Raw genomic sequence first — 16,250 nt, 5'->3', positions numbered from 1 at the left:
GCGCGCACCATGACGGTGTGGCGTTAATACTGATAACTGTTGTCCGCAGACACTCAGTTATACTTATTCATCAACTCTGGCAGTTCCTCACCCCGCAACCAGTCGTACAGTAAGGACACGGCGAGGTCTTGTGCTTGACCCACTACGGCAGCATTATCACCGGTGAATGGGGTCAATACCCAGTCCACTACCGTTGTCTGGGTCGGGTGGGCGATGCCGATCTTGACACGGGCAAAGTCGCTAGTGCCAATGTTGCTGATAATATCCTTAATCCCGTTGTGCCCGCCGGCAGAGCCTTTGGCCCGCAGCCGTAACTTGCCGACCGGCATGTCCAGGTCATCCTGCACCACGATAATGTCTTCAGGTACCAACTTGTAGAAGTGCATGAGCTGCTTGACGGCCCGGCCGGACTCGTTCATGAAGGTCTGGGGCTCCGCGAGCAATACGCGCTCACCGCCAATACGGGTACTGGCCGTCACCGCGTCGTGTTCCAACTTATTCAGGTGCAGGTTTAGGTGCCTTGCTAACTCATCGACCACCATGAAACCCACGTTGTGCTTGGTACCCGCATACTTTTTGCCTGGATTGCCCAGGCCAATAACCATCTTCATTTTATCCCCCGCATCAATCGACATTTAGTCATCATCGTGGTGCCAAACCATTTAGCACCACACGCAAAAAACGGGCAGATAGAGCCTCCCCGTAATCGTACGCCAATTGTACCACATCGGCGGCCACGCTTCATGCGACGACCACACCAGTACTTATCTACAAAGGTGGGTGGTGGATGTCCGCGCTGCGACGGCTTGGTGAACCACGCCACGATGACCGTTGTCGCTGTAACTTAGTACACCCACCGCGTTGTGGCCGTCACCACCGTGAAATAGCCATGCACCATGGCATAGGGTAACGCTCAGTTTCAGCACAGCTTGCTTGTATGACCTGTCTCCGTACCGGCTTGGTGGCAGTAAACCAAATATTAGTCATGCCCCTACACCGTCAATCACACCAATAGTCATGGTATATCTATGCAGAACGCTTACTTCCACAGCGAATCTTTGTGCACGGAGAATACTAGATATGCTATAATCAGTGCTGTATTGTATAAGGTTATTTCAGAAAGGATGATACTACCGTGGCAGAAGCTGCTAAGCACCAGAAGGTTATTCTGATTGGTGACGGGGCCGTTGGTTCCAGTTACGCATTCGCAATGGTCCAGCAGGGCGTTGCACAAGAACTTGGGATTATTGATATTGTGAAGGACAAGACGAAGGGTGACGCAATTGACCTCTCCGACGCCCTCCCATACACGGCACCGAAGAAGATTTACTCCGCTGACTACAGCGACTGCAAAGATGCAGACATCGTTGTAATCACTTCCGGTGCCCCTCAGAAGCCAGGCGAGACCCGTCTTGACTTGGTTAACAAGAACCTGGGCATCATCAACGCCGTTGTCGAACCAGTTGTTGAATCTGGTTTCAAGGGTATCTTCGTAGTCGTTGCCAACCCAGTTGACATTTTGACTTACGCTACCTGGAAGATTTCCGGCTTCCCTAAGGAAAAGGTTATCGGTTCCGGTACTTCCTTGGACACTGCTCGTTTCCGTCAGGCTTTGGCTGATGAAGCTAAGGTTGACGCACGCAACGTCCACGGCTTTATCTTGGGTGAACACGGTGACACTGAATTCGCTGCATGGAGCCACACCACTATCGGTGGTCTGACCGTTGCCGAATACACTAAGGCCCACCCAGAATTGACTCAGGACAAGCTGAACAAGCTGTTCGAAAACGTTCGTGATGCTGCTTACACCATCATCAACTTGAAGGGTGCTACGTACTACGGTGTCGGCACTGCCGCAACCCGTATCACGAAGGCTATCTTGAACGACGAGAGTGCTGTACTGCCACTGTCTGTTTACATGGACGGCCAGTACGGTATCAACGATGTCTACATCGGGACGCCAGCCGTTATCGGCCGCAACGGTCTTGAACAGATCATTGAACTCCCACTGTCCGACGATGAAGAAAAGTCCATGAAGGCTTCTTCCGACCAGTTGAAGAAGATCATCGATGGCGCCTTCTCCAAGTCCGACATTAAGTTCCGTCAGTAATTTCATTATTACTAATGGATCAAAGGCCCCGAGCGGATGCTCGGGGCCTTTTTTTAGAGAGTGGAGCCGCACGGTGAGAAAGCAGGACGAACAGTACGCTGACTGCGCCCCTCGCCGTGCTCCCGTAACCCAGTACTTTCCGCTGCCCAAGTTATTAAAATAGCCCCAACATGTTGAAAAAACTGTGTAAAACAGTATACTGGGGAATGTAATATTTTTGTAACAATGGATTTAGACGACCGTTTCTGTTATCCTTATCCAATCGTTTCGAGTACACATGCGTGGACCCGCTCGTTGCTAAGCCCACGTGGAAGGAGTTTCACCGGTGAATTCAAAGAAGAAGTTAACCGTTGGTATTGCGGCAGCAGTCGTTATTCTGGCCGGCATTTATGGTGGCGTGGCCGTGCACTATAGTCACCGTTACCTCCCCCATACCAACGTTCTGGGCGTCAAAATCAGCGGACAGACGGAAGCTGAAGCCAACCGTACCTTAACTAAGCGGTTTAGCGCACTGAAATATAAACTAAACGACGGCAAGAAGACCGTTGCTACGGCCAGTGGTACCGACCTCGGCATCCGCCGTTCCTTTACTAAGACGTTATCCTCCCTGGATCAGCAACAGAACCAGTGGGCTTGGTTAGGTCACGCGCTGGGGCTAGGTGGCACCAGTGCCAAAGTCGACCCCGTCATCAACACCAAGCAGCTACACGCCTACACCAAAGCTTTGGCAACCAAAGAGAACGGCCACCGGCGTGCGTCCAAAGACGCCAACATGTCGTTCAACAAGTCGGGCCTGCAGGTCAGCAAGGAAGTTTACGGTAACCAGTTTGACGTGAACAAATTGGACAGCACCATTGTCCGCGCAATTCGCGCTGACAAACAGACGGTGCAACTGAACCAAACCTACATCAAACCAGCCGTGACCACCCGGTCAGCTCAGTTTACCAAGGCGAAGACCCAACTGGCAAAGCTCGCGCAGGAAACTGGGCGGGTCACCGTTGAAAACCACAGTGAGACGATTACCAAAGATGACCTTTACCAGTGGTTAGGTTACAACCACGGTGCAATCACGGTCGACGCGAACGGCGTGAAAAACTTTGTGAAGTCGATGGGTGCTAAGTACGATACGTACGGTAAGGAACGCACCTTTAACTCCACAAAGCGTGGCACGGTCAAGGTTCCCGGGGGGACGTATGGCTGGTCGATTCAGCAAACCCGGACCGCCGACGAAGTCGTTAAGCACATCAAGGCGGGTAAGGACTTCACGGTGAAGGCTATTACCAGCGGTTCTGGCTACCACGCTGACGGCACTGATATTGGCAACACCTACGTCGAAGTCGACCTCCAAAACCAGCACGAGTACTACTACAAGGATGGTAAGCTAGCACTGGATTCCGACATCGTTTCGGGTAAGCCTAGTGCCGGCGACGCGTCACCAGTCGGCGTCGATTTTGTTTGGTCCAAGCAGACTAACGCAACCCTCCGTGGGGTGGGTCAAAGCGGTGAGAACTACGCCACGCCGGTTAAATACTGGATGCCAATTGACTACACTGGGGTCGGCCTACATGACGCCCCGTGGCAGCCGAAGTTCGGTGGGGATTGGTACCTGTCCCACGGTAGCAACGGGTGTATCAATAACCCGCCATCATTCATGCCGAAGCTCTACGCGGCTGTCGCGGTGGGTACTCCGGTCATCGTCTTCTAATCAACTAATAGCAGCACCCAACTCCGTGTCTCCCGACGCGGAGTTTTTGTTTGGTCTGCCAACCTCGGCCCACTAGCCATGGATGCCTTCCGCCCCCCGCTGATCACAACAAAAGGCGCCGGCCACCGAAGTGACCAACGCCTGCGTTGTAGCTACACACTATCAATAATGCTTATTCACCTTCGTCGACCCGCATCAACTGGCCGCTCTGGAGGTTGTCGATCTCAACGACCTTAAAGTGCTTCCGCTCGAGCCGCTGCACGATCTCATTGACCGTCGTTTCGTCCGTCCCGGCAGGTAGCGTGAACAGCGTCCGCCGCACGTACTCACCGCGCTTAGCGTCCAGGGTCAAGCACCCAGCAATAGACACGTACTTCGAGATGATCTTGCTCATCACGGCCAGGTCGCCCCGCTCGTCGGAACTAGCCACCGTCAGTACGTATGAACCCACGCTAATGTTCCAAGCGTCGGACAGCATGTTCAGTAAAGCCGTGTGGGTCAGAATACCGTAAAAGTTAGCCGATTCGTCAAGGACGGCAATGTACGGCAAGTCCTTGATGTTAAAGAAGACCTTGAAAAACGGCGCGTTGACTGGAATGGTCTTGGTCGCGTTCTTGAGCAGGTGCGTGACTGGTAACGACATGTCACCCCCCTGACTCTTGTGGCGGTAAATGTGCATTTTGTAAATGTTACCGCGGAAAATGGTCCCCGTTTCATCGAGAATCGGCACACACCGAAAACCGGAGTCTTCCAGGACCTTCAGGGCCTCCTCCAGGGTGACGGTTTCCTTAACGGTCGTCAAAAATTCCTTTTTCTTCACCAATGACTTAATGAGCATAACGAACCTCCCGGGATCACTTGCGGCCCCTTTTTTTCTAAGCGAAATCTAATCGGTTTCTATCATACCATACATACACAATCGCGGGCACTACCTACCATGAGCAATTTCGGCCAAAGTTATCAGCACACCACGCTGACGGGTAACAAATAGCCGGCGACCATTGTCACCGGCCTTTGTGGCCTGAGCCTTATGTAATATGTAAAACCACACTCTTAATGGCGCTGGACCTTAACGCTATGATTATTACGCCGCTTGCCGGCGGGGTGCATCGGTCTTAACGCGACCGATACGCCCAGCGCTTCGTCCACCTGCTTCATCTTGTCGTCTGGTAACGTGGCGATCCGGTCCCGCAACCGCTGCTTATCGATTGTCCGAATTTGCTCTAGCAACACTACGGAATCACGCTCAATGCCGTCCTTACCACCAACCAAACCCACGTGGGTCGGCATCTTGGGCTTCGAGATGCGGCTCGTGATCGCCGCCACAATTACCGTCGGGCTATAGTGGTTCCCCACATTATTCTGAATCACTAATACTGGCCGCATTCCACCCTGTTCTGACCCCACAACGGGTGACAGATCAGCGAAGAACACATCGCCGCGCTTTACTTTTTCTGCCATACCTCACCCCAACATTTAACAGAAGTGTGAATAGGCCTCCGCTTCACAAGCGGTAAACTCGTCACAAATCTCCTCGTTCAAGTTACCCATTGCCCGGTAGCCCGCAATTAGTTGCGCAATTTCTTCACCGTGCATGTTGATGAATTCATTCAAAGCTTCATGAACTGCCGTTTGCATATCAACGTCATTAAGCTCGCAGTAAGACTCGATTTTTTCTTCCATCGCGGCATCCATGCTAACAGAAAGCTGATCCTGATAATCACTCATGGTGTAACTCCCCCAGTCGCATTTTCCTCGTACCCATAACGGTAGCACATTTTACAAAAAAATGCAGTAATGCACCGTTAAAAATAGTGTGTCCGGCAAGTACAAAATTTTCTAATTGACCGCGTTGACCGTGATTCGGGGCACGCGGGCACCAATACCACACGCAATCTCGTAATGAATCGTGCCGGCATAATCCGCCACGTCCTGTAACGTAATGACGGCTTCCCCGTCCCGCCCGACCAGCGTGACTTTGGTACCCGCGGCATAGGCACGCGGCAAGCGGACCATGAACTGGTCCATGCAGACCCGTCCGACGATAGGACATTCCTGCCCATCGACCAGTACGTGGAAGCCCTGCATCCGCCGCGGCCACCCGTCGGCATAACCCATTGGTACCGTACCGATCCACTCGTCGCCCGCGGCCCGGTAGGTGGCACCGTAGGAAATAGCGTCACCCGCATGAATTTGCTTGCACTGGACCAGTGCAGACACCACGCTCATTGCTGGTTGTAATGGGTACGGCGTGGTGTCAATTGCCCGTCCTGAAGGGTTCAGGCCGTAGATACCCACGCCAAAGCGGACCATGTTGCCGTTGCAGGCCGCGTGCCACAGGCTCGTCGCGGTGTTAGACACATGGACGTAGCGTGGCCGCACGCGAAAGGCCTGCATGAGCTCTTGGAAGCGAACAACCTGCTGCTGGAAGTAGCTGGTATCCGGGTCATCAGCTGTAGCAAAGTGGGTAAACACCCCATTCACCTGAATGCCGGCGGTCTGCTCAACGGTGGCCAGTACCCGTTGTAGAGTGGTGACCTCACGAAAACCAATACGCCCCATCCCCGTATCCAGCGCGACGTGGACCGCCAAGGGGTGCTGTGCGTCCAGGTAGGGTTGGGCTGCCGTCAACCAGTCCGCATCCACGAGTGGAACCGCGACGTGGTTGGTGGCCGCCAGTGCGGCATACTCCGGTGATACGACGCCCAGTACCAAAATGGGCTGGGTAAAGCCCGCCGCGCGCAGGGCTAGCGCTTCGTCGAGAATGGCTACACAAAAACCCCGGGCACCAGCTGCAGCCGCCACACGCGCCACGCGCAAGAGTCCGTGACCATACGCATCCGCTTTGATGACCGCAAACAACTCGGTGTGGTCGTCCAAACGTTGGACCTCCCCACGGACGTTGTGGGCGATAGCCCCTTCATCGATCAAGGCCTTGGTGGGCCGATGCGTTCCAATCACTGCCATTACTTGTCTTCCTCCAAAATCACTTCAGTCATCACCAAATCGTGCGTGTGACTGATCGATACGTGTGCACGCCCCGGGAAGGGCCCCGTCACGCGGGGCCGCCCGTGGTCGTTATCAATAATCTCAATATCCTGCCAGCCCACGGTACCGATGCCAGTCCCGTACGCCTTACTGTACGCCTCTTTGGCCGAAAACCGGCCCGCCAGGTACTCCCAGGCGCGTTGACCGGCATACGCCTGGAACTGCGCCAGTTCAGCAGGTGTTAGCACCTTGACCGCAAAGTGGTCGTTACGCGTCTGTGCTTGCACGACGCGCGCGATATCCGTGATGTCCACACCTAATCCGTGAATCATGCCGGTCCCTCCGTTGACGTTATTGCAACAACTTTACGTCCCATTTTACCAGTTTTTACCGCCCACCAGCGTGAAAACAATTCAATGTAGCGTGTGCAAACCAAAAATCCCACCCGTGCGTGGCGGGTGGGATCAATAATTATATTTAACTGTTCTCTAGATACCCTGAATGAGAACCATCAGGATAGGAATGACAATGACAAACAGAACGGTCGAGGTCGTAACCACGTTTGTGGCGTACTTAACGTCACCGTGGGCCTGCTCAGCTAAAATTGGGAGTACGGCCAGACCAGGTGCAGCAGCCTGTACGATCAAAGTCTGTGCCTCCATGCTTGGCATGCCGCCAACCATGCCGCCACCAATCATGATGATGGCAAACATCACGGCTGGGGCCAAGATAAAGCGACCAAGCAAGGCAAAAATGCTGTCACGGTCAAAGTGAATGCTACCCAAACCGGCTTTGGCCAACACGATCCCAATGTAAATCAGGGACAGTGGCGTGACCAAGTTACCAACGTAGTCCAACGTGTTGGTTGCAAAGCTCAACCAGCCGATGTTCGGCACGTCGATCCGCAACAACAAGAAGACGAGGGCAACCAGGAAACCGACTAACGGTGCTGGCAGCAATTTCTTCCAGTTGAAGTTACCCTTTTCGGCACTCCCCTTGACGCGAGTTGGGTCGTCCTGAGCCATCAGGAAGGCACCCAGCGTCCACGTGGACACGGTGTTGACCACGTAGTAAATCAGGAAGTAAGCCATGGACTTGTTCCCGAAGAGGGCCAAGTTCAGGGGCAAACCGATAAAGATCGTGTTGGCGTTGACGAACATGTTAATGAACATCCCCCGCCGACCCGCACGCACGTGCAGAATCTTCACCAGGGCAAACGCAATCAAGTAACCAATAGCCACGGCGATAAAGCCGTAAACCAGGCCACTAGCCAAACTAATTAGTTTGTCGAGCGTCAGTCGTTCCAAAACGGAAATGAAGATTGAGGCGGGCAGTGCCACCTTCATCAGTAAGTTTGATACGGTACCACCAAATGAATCCGGGAACCACCCCTTGCGCTGGAGCATGTAGCCCAGGGCAATAATCAACAGGATGGTGAGGACGCTTTGGATTGATGTTGCTAATGCAGTCATGTAATCCTCCCTCAATCACGGCGCGTGGCCGTGACTTATTAACGATAATGTAACCCTACTGCGGCCTCCGGCAAAGCGGGGGCCTGAACGGTAGTTAGATGTTCAGTTCCTTGTATTCAGGTTCCCACTTGGCATCCGCAACGGCTTGCTTAGCATCCGTAATTGGGTCCTCGTTGAGGCCTTCATCCAGGGCTTCCTGGGCAACGGCGTTAGCCACCGTCTGGCTAAACTTAGCTAGCTGCTTAACTGGTGGCAATACAGCGGCACCGGCCTGATCTGGGTCGACAATGCCACCCAGACTGTGCGCGGCGGCCGAGATCATACCGTCAGTCAGCAGCTTGCTGGTCGCAGCAATGGTGCCCAAACCCAAACCTGGGTAAACCAACGCGTTGTTGGCCTGGCCAATAGCGTAAGTGACACCCTTGTACTCAACGTCAGCCGCCGGAATCCCGGTGGCAACTAGGGCACGGCCATCAGTCCACTTGATCAAGTCTTCCGCCTTGGCTTCCGCCAACTTAGTCGGGTTGCTCAACGGGAAGATGATTGGGCGGTCAGTGTGTGCGGCCATTTCCGTCACCACTTCTTCAGTAAACGTACCCGGAACGGTACTCGTACCAACCAGAATCGTCGGGTGCACGGCCTTGACGGCGGCGGCCAGACTAGTCAGCTCATCGGCATTAGCAAATTCGCTGCGGCTACGTGCAAATGGCCGCTGCTGTGGCGTCAGGTCAGCCATGTCGTCAAAAAGCAACCCCTGCTTGTCGACCAGGTAGAAGTGCTTGCGGGCTTCGTCCTCAGACATTCCCTGCTGGAGGAATTCTTCGTAGATTCGCTGCGTAATACCCGCACCGGCCGTCCCAGCACCAAAGCTCATGTAGACCTGGTCGGTCATCTTTTGCTTTGAGATGTTGAGGGCGCCGAGAATACCAGCCAGCACGATGATGCCAGTACCCTGGATATCATCGTTAAACGTCGTTAACTGGTCCTTGTACTGGTCCAGAATGTCAGCGGCGTTGCTCCGGCCAAAGTCTTCAAAGTGCAGGTACAACTTGGGGAAAAGCGTCCGGGCCGTGTCCACGAACTTGTCAACGAAGGCGTGGTACTCATCGCCGTACACCCGCTGCTTCCGCAGACCCAGGTAGAGGTCATCGTTCAGCAACGATTCGTTGTTCGTACCAGCGTCAAGAACAACTGGCAGTACTTGGCTTGGGTCAATCCCAGCCGCGGCGGTGTACACCATCAACTTACCAACGGCGATGTCGACACCCTGCGTACCCCAGTCACCAATACCCAGAATTCCTTCAGCGTCGGTTACCACGATCAGGCGAATGTCGCGGCCGTCTGCACTGGCCTTCAATGCGTCCTCAATGTGGTCCTGGTCCTCAATGGACAAGTACGTGGCGTTCTGAGGGTCAATGAACAGGGCGCTATAGTTTTCAATCGTATCCGCAATCGTTGGGTCGTAGACGATTGGCATGAATTCGGCCACGTGCTGACCAAACAACGCGTAGAACAATACGTGGTTGTGGTTGAAGATATCCATCAGGAAGATCCGCTTTTCAAGTGCGGAAGGCTTCTGTGAATACTGGGCGTATGCCTGCGCTACCTGCTGGTCCAACGTCTGAACGGCTGGTGGTAACACCCCGTTCAAACCGTAACGATCACGTTCTGCCTTAGTAAAGGCCGTACCCTTGTTCAGGAAGGGGTTGTTGATAATTTGCTGTGCAGTGAGTGTCATAAATGGTTCCTCCTCGTTTAGTTGGTTAATGGAACGCTTGTTGTCATTTGTTAACGAGGAACAGCATACGGCACGCAAAAAATTATAGTCAAACCATCCAGCCGTGATAAAATGTTTTTATATGAGCGGCGATAACCCCTGAAAGGACGGCCTTTTGAATGAACACACGCGACTTCGAATATTTTGTACAACTAGTGAAATTAAAAAATTTTTCCGCAGTGGCCAAATTTTTTCATGTGAGCCAACCGACCGTTTCCCTCTCATTAAAACGCCTCGAGGAGGAGTACGGGGTCGAGCTGATCCACCGTGATCGTAGTCACAACACGCTGTCCGTGACCAAAGCCGGGGCGCAACTAGCCACACACGCGCTTAGCATTTTAAGCGAGCTGACCCAAACCCAAAAGGATCTCGAGGCCCTCCAAGAGACCACCGTCCGTTTGGGGTTACCACCCATCATTGGTAATTATTACTTTCCGCAGTTCATTCCCACGCTGGTCCAAACGGGCACCATGGACCACTTGCGCACCGTTGAGGGGGGATCGGGCAACCTGCTCAAGCGTCTGCGCGAGGGTGAGCTGGACATGGCCCTACTCGGCAGCGTCGGCCCCCTGGCAGCCAAAGACCTGCAGGTAGAGCAGCTCTTTGCCCGCCCGTTTACCATTATTGCCGCGCCCCAACGCCACATTGGCCGCGATGGGCGTACCACTTTTGCCAACCTGGTCGGGGAACCGTTCGTCGCACTCGGCGAACAGTACGTACACGCACAAGCCTTCCGCGTGCTCAACCACAGCGCTGGCGTACGGCAACGAATCGTATTTCGGAGCGACGACGTGAACCTAATCAAAAACATGGTCCGCCAGGATGTGGGTATCGCCCTCCTGACCGATCTCGCAATCACCCCGGAAGACAACCTCCAGCTGATCCACCTCACCGATGTCGACCAACCACTGTTCACCGTGTCGTTGGTCCGCCGGCAAAACCAACTGACCACCCCGGTGCAACGCCAGGTGATCAGCACCCTGATTCAGCAACAATAACCGGTGTGGGCGCGTGATGGTGGCCTTGACGACAGCTCCTGCCTCAACAACACCGGCAAGCCGCCTCTCCGACTCGCACATACCGCCGACTGGTGATGGCTTGCGGCCACCGTTAGCGCGTGCACTAACAATATTATTATGGTATTCTAATGCCAATGCCATCAGGGGCTTGCTTTACTTCTACCACACCGGGCGGTAGGGTAATTAACGGGTGATTAAAATGACAATTAAACTGGAACGTATTTATACACGACCGGGCACACCGGGCTTCCGCATCCTCACTGACCGTCTGTGGCCGCGGGGCATCAAAAAAGTGGACGCCCACCTCGACCTCTGGGCCAAGGACATCGCGCCCACCAACGACTTGCGTAAGTGGTTCAACCACGAACCGGCCAAGTTTGCCGAATTCACAACCCGTTACATGGCCGAATTGGACACCAATCCAGCCACAGACGGGTTCATTAATACTCTTAATGAGCAACTTGCTACTGGCACACCCGTGATTCTCCTGTTTGGGGCCAAGGATACGGCCAATAACCAGGCCGTGGTGCTCAACGAGTGGCTTGTGGCACACGGGGTACACGCATGACTTACACCAAACGCGACGCCCGCCAGCGACAAATCGCGACGCTGCGAGTCATGCCCCTTGCGCAACGGATAGCTGAAACCAAGACATTATGGCAGCAACTCACCACGCTACCAGTGTGGCGTAGTGCGCGCACCATCGCGACTACCATTAGTGGGGACTTTGAAGTTGACACTAGCGGTGTTATTGCCGCAGCGCAGCAGGCCGGTAAATCCGTCTTGGTACCCAGGACGTTGCCGCACCGCCAGTTAGCCTTCCTCCCGTTCACCACGATGAACGCGCTGGTCCGCAGCAAATTTGGCATCCTCGAGCCCCCCTACGACCCGGCACTGGTGAACAACCAGCCCGACCTGATGATTGTTCCGGGATTGGCCTATACCCAGCAGTCACGGTCCCGCCTGGGGTTTGGCGGTGGCTATTATGACCGCTTCCTGACCCACTTTGTGGGAACCACGGTGGCGCTGGCGCTGTCCGTACAGATACGACCAGAAGACGACTGGCCACGCGACACCTTCGACGTGCCATTGCAACACATTATCACCACAAAACATTAACCGAAGGGGTCTAGATTATTGCAAGCATTTCTCTCAAGCGTTTTTGGCGTTGCTGAAATTATTATTTTAATCGCGGTTGGCTACTGGCTGTCCGCCCGCCACTGGCTGAGTGCGCAAAGTGGCAAAATTATTGCCAAAATCATTACGCAAGTCGCCCTGCCCGCGTACATGGTGGTCACCGTGAGCGAAAAATTCACCGCCAGCGAACTGATCCGGTTACTCCCGGACCTGCGCTACCCGCTAATTTCCATGGCAATTCTGGGTGTACTGTCCGCAATAGTGGCTTTGTTCCTGCGGGTCGACCGTAGCCGCATCGGGCTGTTTTGTTCAATGTTCCTGAACTCCAACACGGTCTTTATCGGCTTACCGTTAAACATGGCGCTATTTGGTGCCCGGAGTGTGCCGTACGTCCTGGTTTACTACATGGCTAACACCACCGTGTTCTGGACAGTGGGCGTCTACTTGATCCAGCGCGACGGACCCGGCGACGCGGAGTTTGACTTCAAACGGGCGTTGGGTAAAATTTTCTCACCACCATTGCTGGGCTTTATCGTCGGAATCATCATCGTGATGCTCCACATCCAGCTACCCAACTTTCTGTCCGCCGACTTGGAGTACGTTGGGGACCTGACCGTCCCGGGATCAATGTTCTTCATCGGGATCACCATCCAGCAGTCTGGTATTCGTAACGCGCTGCGCCTCGACAAAGACTTTCTGGGCGTGCTGCTGGGACGCTTCATCTTTGCGCCCCTGATTATGTCGATTCTGCTGGCGGGGGCGGACATGCCGGCGTTAATGAAGACCGTCTTCATCATCCAGTCATGCATGCCCGTCATGACCAATGCGCCCGTGGTGGCACGGCTCTATGACGCGGACAGCGAGTTTGCGGCGGTGGGCGTAGCTGGTTCCACGGTGCTGGCGATGGTGGCTATTCCCATCGTCATGACCCTCATTCACTAACCAGACAAAAATGGCGTTCACCCTCCACGGATGAACGCCATTATTAGTTAACCGTTACTGAACTTGTTGAATTTCGACGGGCACGTTATCGGGGACCATCTGCCGGATCTTCACGGTGAGGGCTTCGAGCGGCTGCCGGAAGGTCATCCGTACGTAACGACGCGGATTGAAGGCAAAGACCACAATCACAAGTTGACGACCACGCACCGTTTGCACGGGCAAAATGGTCACACCGGCTAATGTGGAAAGCCGCAGCACACGTTGGAACATACCGTAACCCACAACGCGGTCGCTGGCGATACCGCCGTATCCCGCAGAGACGTTCAAGAGGACGAACAGAGCAAGGAACACGACGTATGCCCAGCTGGCGGTGTACGTAGAAGCAATCAGCAGGGCGAACACTACGCCCCAGAACATCTGCATGTAAGCGTAGTTAGCGTGCACCTCGATCTGTGATTGCCAGTAAACGTTGTAACCCACGCAGGCGAGGAGCACCACGTCCAAAACTGTTAATAATATTTCCATACTTCGACACCACCTTTACTAATACCTGTTACTACCTACCACTATGATAACAGATTCGACGACCCAGGGCGAAACTTCCCCCTGCACGTCACTGCGTTGCTTGTAGATGCGGTTTCCTTGGGAATTGCACGTCCACCAGCTGCGGATTTGAACCACCAACCAATGGTTTACTGAGTCGCCTAGGAAATAAAACCCGGAATTGGGCGAAAATGTTGATATACCGCTTGCAAACACGTGTTCGTCATGCTATCTTGGAGACAAGAAACATACAGGGGGAAACATCATCATGGCTGAGCAGACCAAGAAGCGGTGGGTACAGATACTCACTAGTATTAACGACTCGATTACAAACCGTGGCTATCCGCCGACCGTCCGCGAAATTGGTGAGGCTGTTGGACTCAGTTCTTCGTCCACCGTGGCCGCCTACTTGCAAAAGTTACTGGTAGCGCAGTTAATTGCCAAGGACCCCTCGAAACCCCGTACCCTCGAATTGACCCCCGCGGGGTACGAGTATATTGGCGTAGCTCCGGAAAAAGGCATTCCCCTTGTCGGGACAGTTGCCGCTGGGGTTCCCATCACGGCTACCCAGAACATTGAAGAATACTTCCCCGTTCCTACCGGACTCAGCTATGACGAGGACGAACTCTTCATGTTGCGGGTGCAAGGTGAATCAATGATCAAAATGGGCATCTTGAACGGTGATAAACTGATCGTCCGCAAGCAAAGTGAAGCCGAAAACGGTCAGGTCGTCGTAGCGATGACTGAAGACGACGAAGCTACCGTCAAGCGCTTCTACCGCGAAGATGGGCGGATTCGTTTGCACCCCGAAAACGACACCATGAGTGACATGTATTTTGACACGATCACCATTTTGGGCCTGGTCGTGGGACTTTATCGTGACGAATTTGAATAAGGATTACGCGCGGGCGGACTGACAGGTCCGCTTTTTTTGTGAGCAAATATCCAGGTGAATATTAAAAAAAGATGTTGACACGCTGTGTAGAACGTTATATTCTATGAGCAACAAATTTTTTCCCGCTACCCATTCAGGAGGTCATCTTATGCAACACTGCGCGCAGACACAACTGAATAACTTTTTCTTCGGCTTTTTCGGATAGCGGTTCACACGTTGGATGTGAACCGCGCCTGGTTCACATCCATGAGGCCGAAGTTCTTAAGCACGTCATTGACTCGCCACATGGATTATCTTTCATCCATGTGGCGATTTTGTTTTTCCGGAAAAACTAATGGCCAGCCACACGGATAGAGTTCATCCTGTGGCTGGCTTTTTTGACACCTATCACTACACAATTTCTGGAGGAATGAACAATGAAGAAGTTAGCTAAAATTATGACCACCACCGTCGCTGTCGCAGCCATCACCCTACTGGCCGCGTGCGGTAAAAAGACCGCGCAGGCCGACACCACCACTAAAACCGTGAAGATCGGCATCTTGCAACAGATCAACCAAACCGCCCTCGACGACGCCCGTAAAGGCTTTATCGCCGAGTTGGCGAAACACGGGTACAAGCAAGGTAAAAACCTGAAGCTGGATTACCTCAACGCTCAAGGTGACCAAAGCAACCTGAAAACCATGTCTCAGCGACTAGCTAAAGACGATAATACGTTGAACCTGGCCATTGCGACCTCGGCCGCACAATCATTACAACAGGCCGACACCAAGACACCCTTACTGTTCACCGCCATTACCGATCCTAAGTCGGCCGGTTTAACCACTAATCTCAAGCAGCCGGACAAAAACGCAACCGGCGTCACCGACATGGTGAACGTGGCCGGCCAGATCAAGTTGTTACGGCGGTTAGTACCCAAAGCCAAAACGGTGGGGCTACTGTATAACGCTGCAGAGGCCAACTCAGTCATGCAGATTAAGCTGGCCCGGGCCGCACTGAAGGCCCAGGGCATGCACGTAGTCACCAAGACCGTCGCTTCCACCAACGACGTCGCCCAAACGACCCAGGTACTCGCAAAGCACGTCGACGCTATCTACGTACCCGCCGACAACACGGTCGCCGCGGCCATGGCCACCGTGGGTAAGGTCTCTGCCGCCACGAAGACGCCCGTCGTTCCCGCCGCTAGCACCATGGTCCAGGCGGGCGGTACTGCCACCAACGGAATCAGCTACAAGGAGCTGGGTCGGCAAACAGCCCGGATGGCCCTCAAGACCATCAAGGGCCAGCAGCCAAAGCAACTGGCAGTTGAAGCTCCCGCTAAGGTGAGCGTGGTCGTTAACCGCAACATGATGAAAAAGTTGAATATTCCTGTCAGCCGTATCAAATAAGGGCTGACGTTCCCCCGGGATGGCCGGTACCCACAAAAATTTATCCAAACCGGTTGACTTTAAAATACAATGAGGATATTCTTAGCCCTGTAATAAAAACTGCTATCAAGGAGTGTCGCTTATGTCTAACATTCGACGTAACAACTTGAACAACGCGTATTACTACGGCTATTACAGATAGCGGTTTGCATCATGGATGCAAACCAGCTGGTTTGTATCCATGATGGCCGTAGCAATTAATAATGCCTACAACCGCAACATGGATCGAAGCAATTCG

The 16,250-nt window shown here is 53.6% G+C and carries 17 protein-coding genes; 8 read left to right on the top strand and 9 right to left on the bottom strand.

Features of this window, described 5'->3' with window-relative positions; all coding sequences use genetic code 11:
* Positions 1-53 precede the first annotated feature (53 nt).
* Positions 54-611, bottom strand: a complete 558-nt coding sequence (gene pth / locus FD19_RS08380; RefSeq protein WP_056969755.1) for an aminoacyl-tRNA hydrolase — start codon at positions 609-611, stop codon at positions 54-56.
* 524 nt (positions 612-1,135) lie between these two features.
* On the opposite strand from pth, the gene FD19_RS08375 reads away from it, so the two are divergent.
* Both FD19_RS08375 and FD19_RS08370 read left to right on the top strand, forming a co-directional pair.
* On the top strand, positions 1,136-2,110 hold the full coding sequence (locus FD19_RS08375) for an L-lactate dehydrogenase (RefSeq protein WP_056969746.1): 975 nt from the start codon (positions 1,136-1,138) through the stop codon (positions 2,108-2,110).
* Between the two features lie 325 nt (positions 2,111-2,435).
* A complete protein-coding gene (locus FD19_RS08370) occupies positions 2,436-3,815 on the top strand; it encodes a L,D-transpeptidase family protein (protein ID WP_054750747.1) in 1,380 nt (459 codons plus the stop codon).
* Between the two features lie 172 nt (positions 3,816-3,987).
* Here FD19_RS08370 and cbpA read toward each other — a convergent pair whose 3' ends face one another.
* The 7 genes from cbpA to FD19_RS08335 all read right to left on the bottom strand — a co-directional run bounded on the left by cbpA (position 3,988) and on the right by FD19_RS08335 (position 10,043).
* Positions 3,988-4,653, bottom strand: coding sequence for a cyclic di-AMP binding protein CbpA (cbpA, locus tag FD19_RS08365; protein WP_054750748.1), 666 nt, complete (start codon positions 4,651-4,653; stop codon positions 3,988-3,990).
* 215 nt (positions 4,654-4,868) lie between these two features.
* On the bottom strand, positions 4,869-5,276 hold the full coding sequence (locus FD19_RS08360) for a type II toxin-antitoxin system PemK/MazF family toxin (RefSeq protein ID WP_054750749.1): 408 nt from the start codon (positions 5,274-5,276) through the stop codon (positions 4,869-4,871).
* A 15-nt stretch (positions 5,277-5,291) separates the two neighbouring features.
* Positions 5,292-5,543, bottom strand: coding sequence for a hypothetical protein (locus FD19_RS08355; RefSeq protein ID WP_056969744.1), 252 nt, complete (start codon positions 5,541-5,543; stop codon positions 5,292-5,294).
* A gap of 111 nt (positions 5,544-5,654) precedes the next feature.
* Positions 5,655-6,782: an alanine racemase gene (alr, locus tag FD19_RS08350; protein WP_056969742.1), complete on the bottom strand. Its 1,128-nt coding sequence runs from the start codon at positions 6,780-6,782 to the stop codon at positions 5,655-5,657.
* Complete coding sequence (gene acpS / locus FD19_RS08345) at positions 6,782-7,135, bottom strand: holo-ACP synthase (protein WP_056969740.1); 354 nt, start codon at positions 7,133-7,135, stop codon at positions 6,782-6,784. The genes alr and acpS overlap by 1 nt, the downstream gene beginning before the upstream one ends.
* A 156-nt stretch (positions 7,136-7,291) precedes the next feature.
* Positions 7,292-8,275, bottom strand: a complete 984-nt coding sequence (locus FD19_RS08340) for an AEC family transporter (protein ID WP_056969738.1) — start codon at positions 8,273-8,275, stop codon at positions 7,292-7,294.
* A 94-nt stretch (positions 8,276-8,369) separates the two neighbouring features.
* Complete coding sequence (locus FD19_RS08335; protein WP_268872339.1) at positions 8,370-10,043, bottom strand: malolactic enzyme; 1,674 nt, start codon at positions 10,041-10,043, stop codon at positions 8,370-8,372.
* Positions 10,044-10,171: 128 nt separating this feature from the next.
* On the opposite strand from FD19_RS08335, the gene FD19_RS08330 reads away from it, so the two are divergent.
* The 4 genes from FD19_RS08330 to FD19_RS08315 all read left to right on the top strand — a co-directional run bounded on the left by FD19_RS08330 (position 10,172) and on the right by FD19_RS08315 (position 13,150).
* Complete coding sequence (locus FD19_RS08330; protein ID WP_056969733.1) at positions 10,172-11,050, top strand: LysR family transcriptional regulator; 879 nt, start codon at positions 10,172-10,174, stop codon at positions 11,048-11,050.
* A 220-nt stretch (positions 11,051-11,270) separates the two neighbouring features.
* Complete coding sequence (locus FD19_RS08325; RefSeq protein ID WP_054750751.1) at positions 11,271-11,639, top strand: DUF488 domain-containing protein; 369 nt, start codon at positions 11,271-11,273, stop codon at positions 11,637-11,639.
* Positions 11,636-12,190, top strand: a complete 555-nt coding sequence (locus tag FD19_RS08320) for a 5-formyltetrahydrofolate cyclo-ligase (RefSeq protein WP_082383895.1) — start codon at positions 11,636-11,638, stop codon at positions 12,188-12,190. Before FD19_RS08325 ends, FD19_RS08320 begins: the two co-directional genes overlap by 4 nt.
* Before the next feature lie 18 nt (positions 12,191-12,208).
* A complete protein-coding gene (locus FD19_RS08315; protein WP_054750752.1) occupies positions 12,209-13,150 on the top strand; it encodes an AEC family transporter in 942 nt (313 codons plus the stop codon).
* A 54-nt stretch (positions 13,151-13,204) separates the two neighbouring features.
* Here FD19_RS08315 and FD19_RS08310 read toward each other — a convergent pair whose 3' ends face one another.
* Positions 13,205-13,675: a hypothetical protein gene (locus tag FD19_RS08310; protein ID WP_054750753.1), complete on the bottom strand. Its 471-nt coding sequence runs from the start codon at positions 13,673-13,675 to the stop codon at positions 13,205-13,207.
* Between the two features lie 286 nt (positions 13,676-13,961).
* Here FD19_RS08310 and lexA point away from each other — a divergent pair, with 286 nt between their 5' ends.
* Positions 13,962-14,588 (top strand): transcriptional repressor LexA, encoded by a 627-nt coding sequence (gene lexA, locus FD19_RS08305; protein WP_054750754.1) that lies wholly within the window; start codon positions 13,962-13,964, stop codon positions 14,586-14,588.
* 416 nt (positions 14,589-15,004) lie between these two features.
* Positions 15,005-15,973: an ABC transporter substrate-binding protein gene (locus tag FD19_RS08300; protein WP_054750755.1), complete on the top strand. Its 969-nt coding sequence runs from the start codon at positions 15,005-15,007 to the stop codon at positions 15,971-15,973.
* The last annotated feature ends 277 nt before the right edge of the window (positions 15,974-16,250 follow it).

The organism is Lacticaseibacillus thailandensis DSM 22698 = JCM 13996 (genome assembly GCF_001436135.1).
Classification (GTDB): Bacteria; Bacillota; Bacilli; order Lactobacillales; family Lactobacillaceae; genus Lacticaseibacillus; species Lacticaseibacillus thailandensis.
Note: the sequence above shows the minus strand (reverse complement) of the source record. Positions and strands in the feature narration are given on the sequence as shown.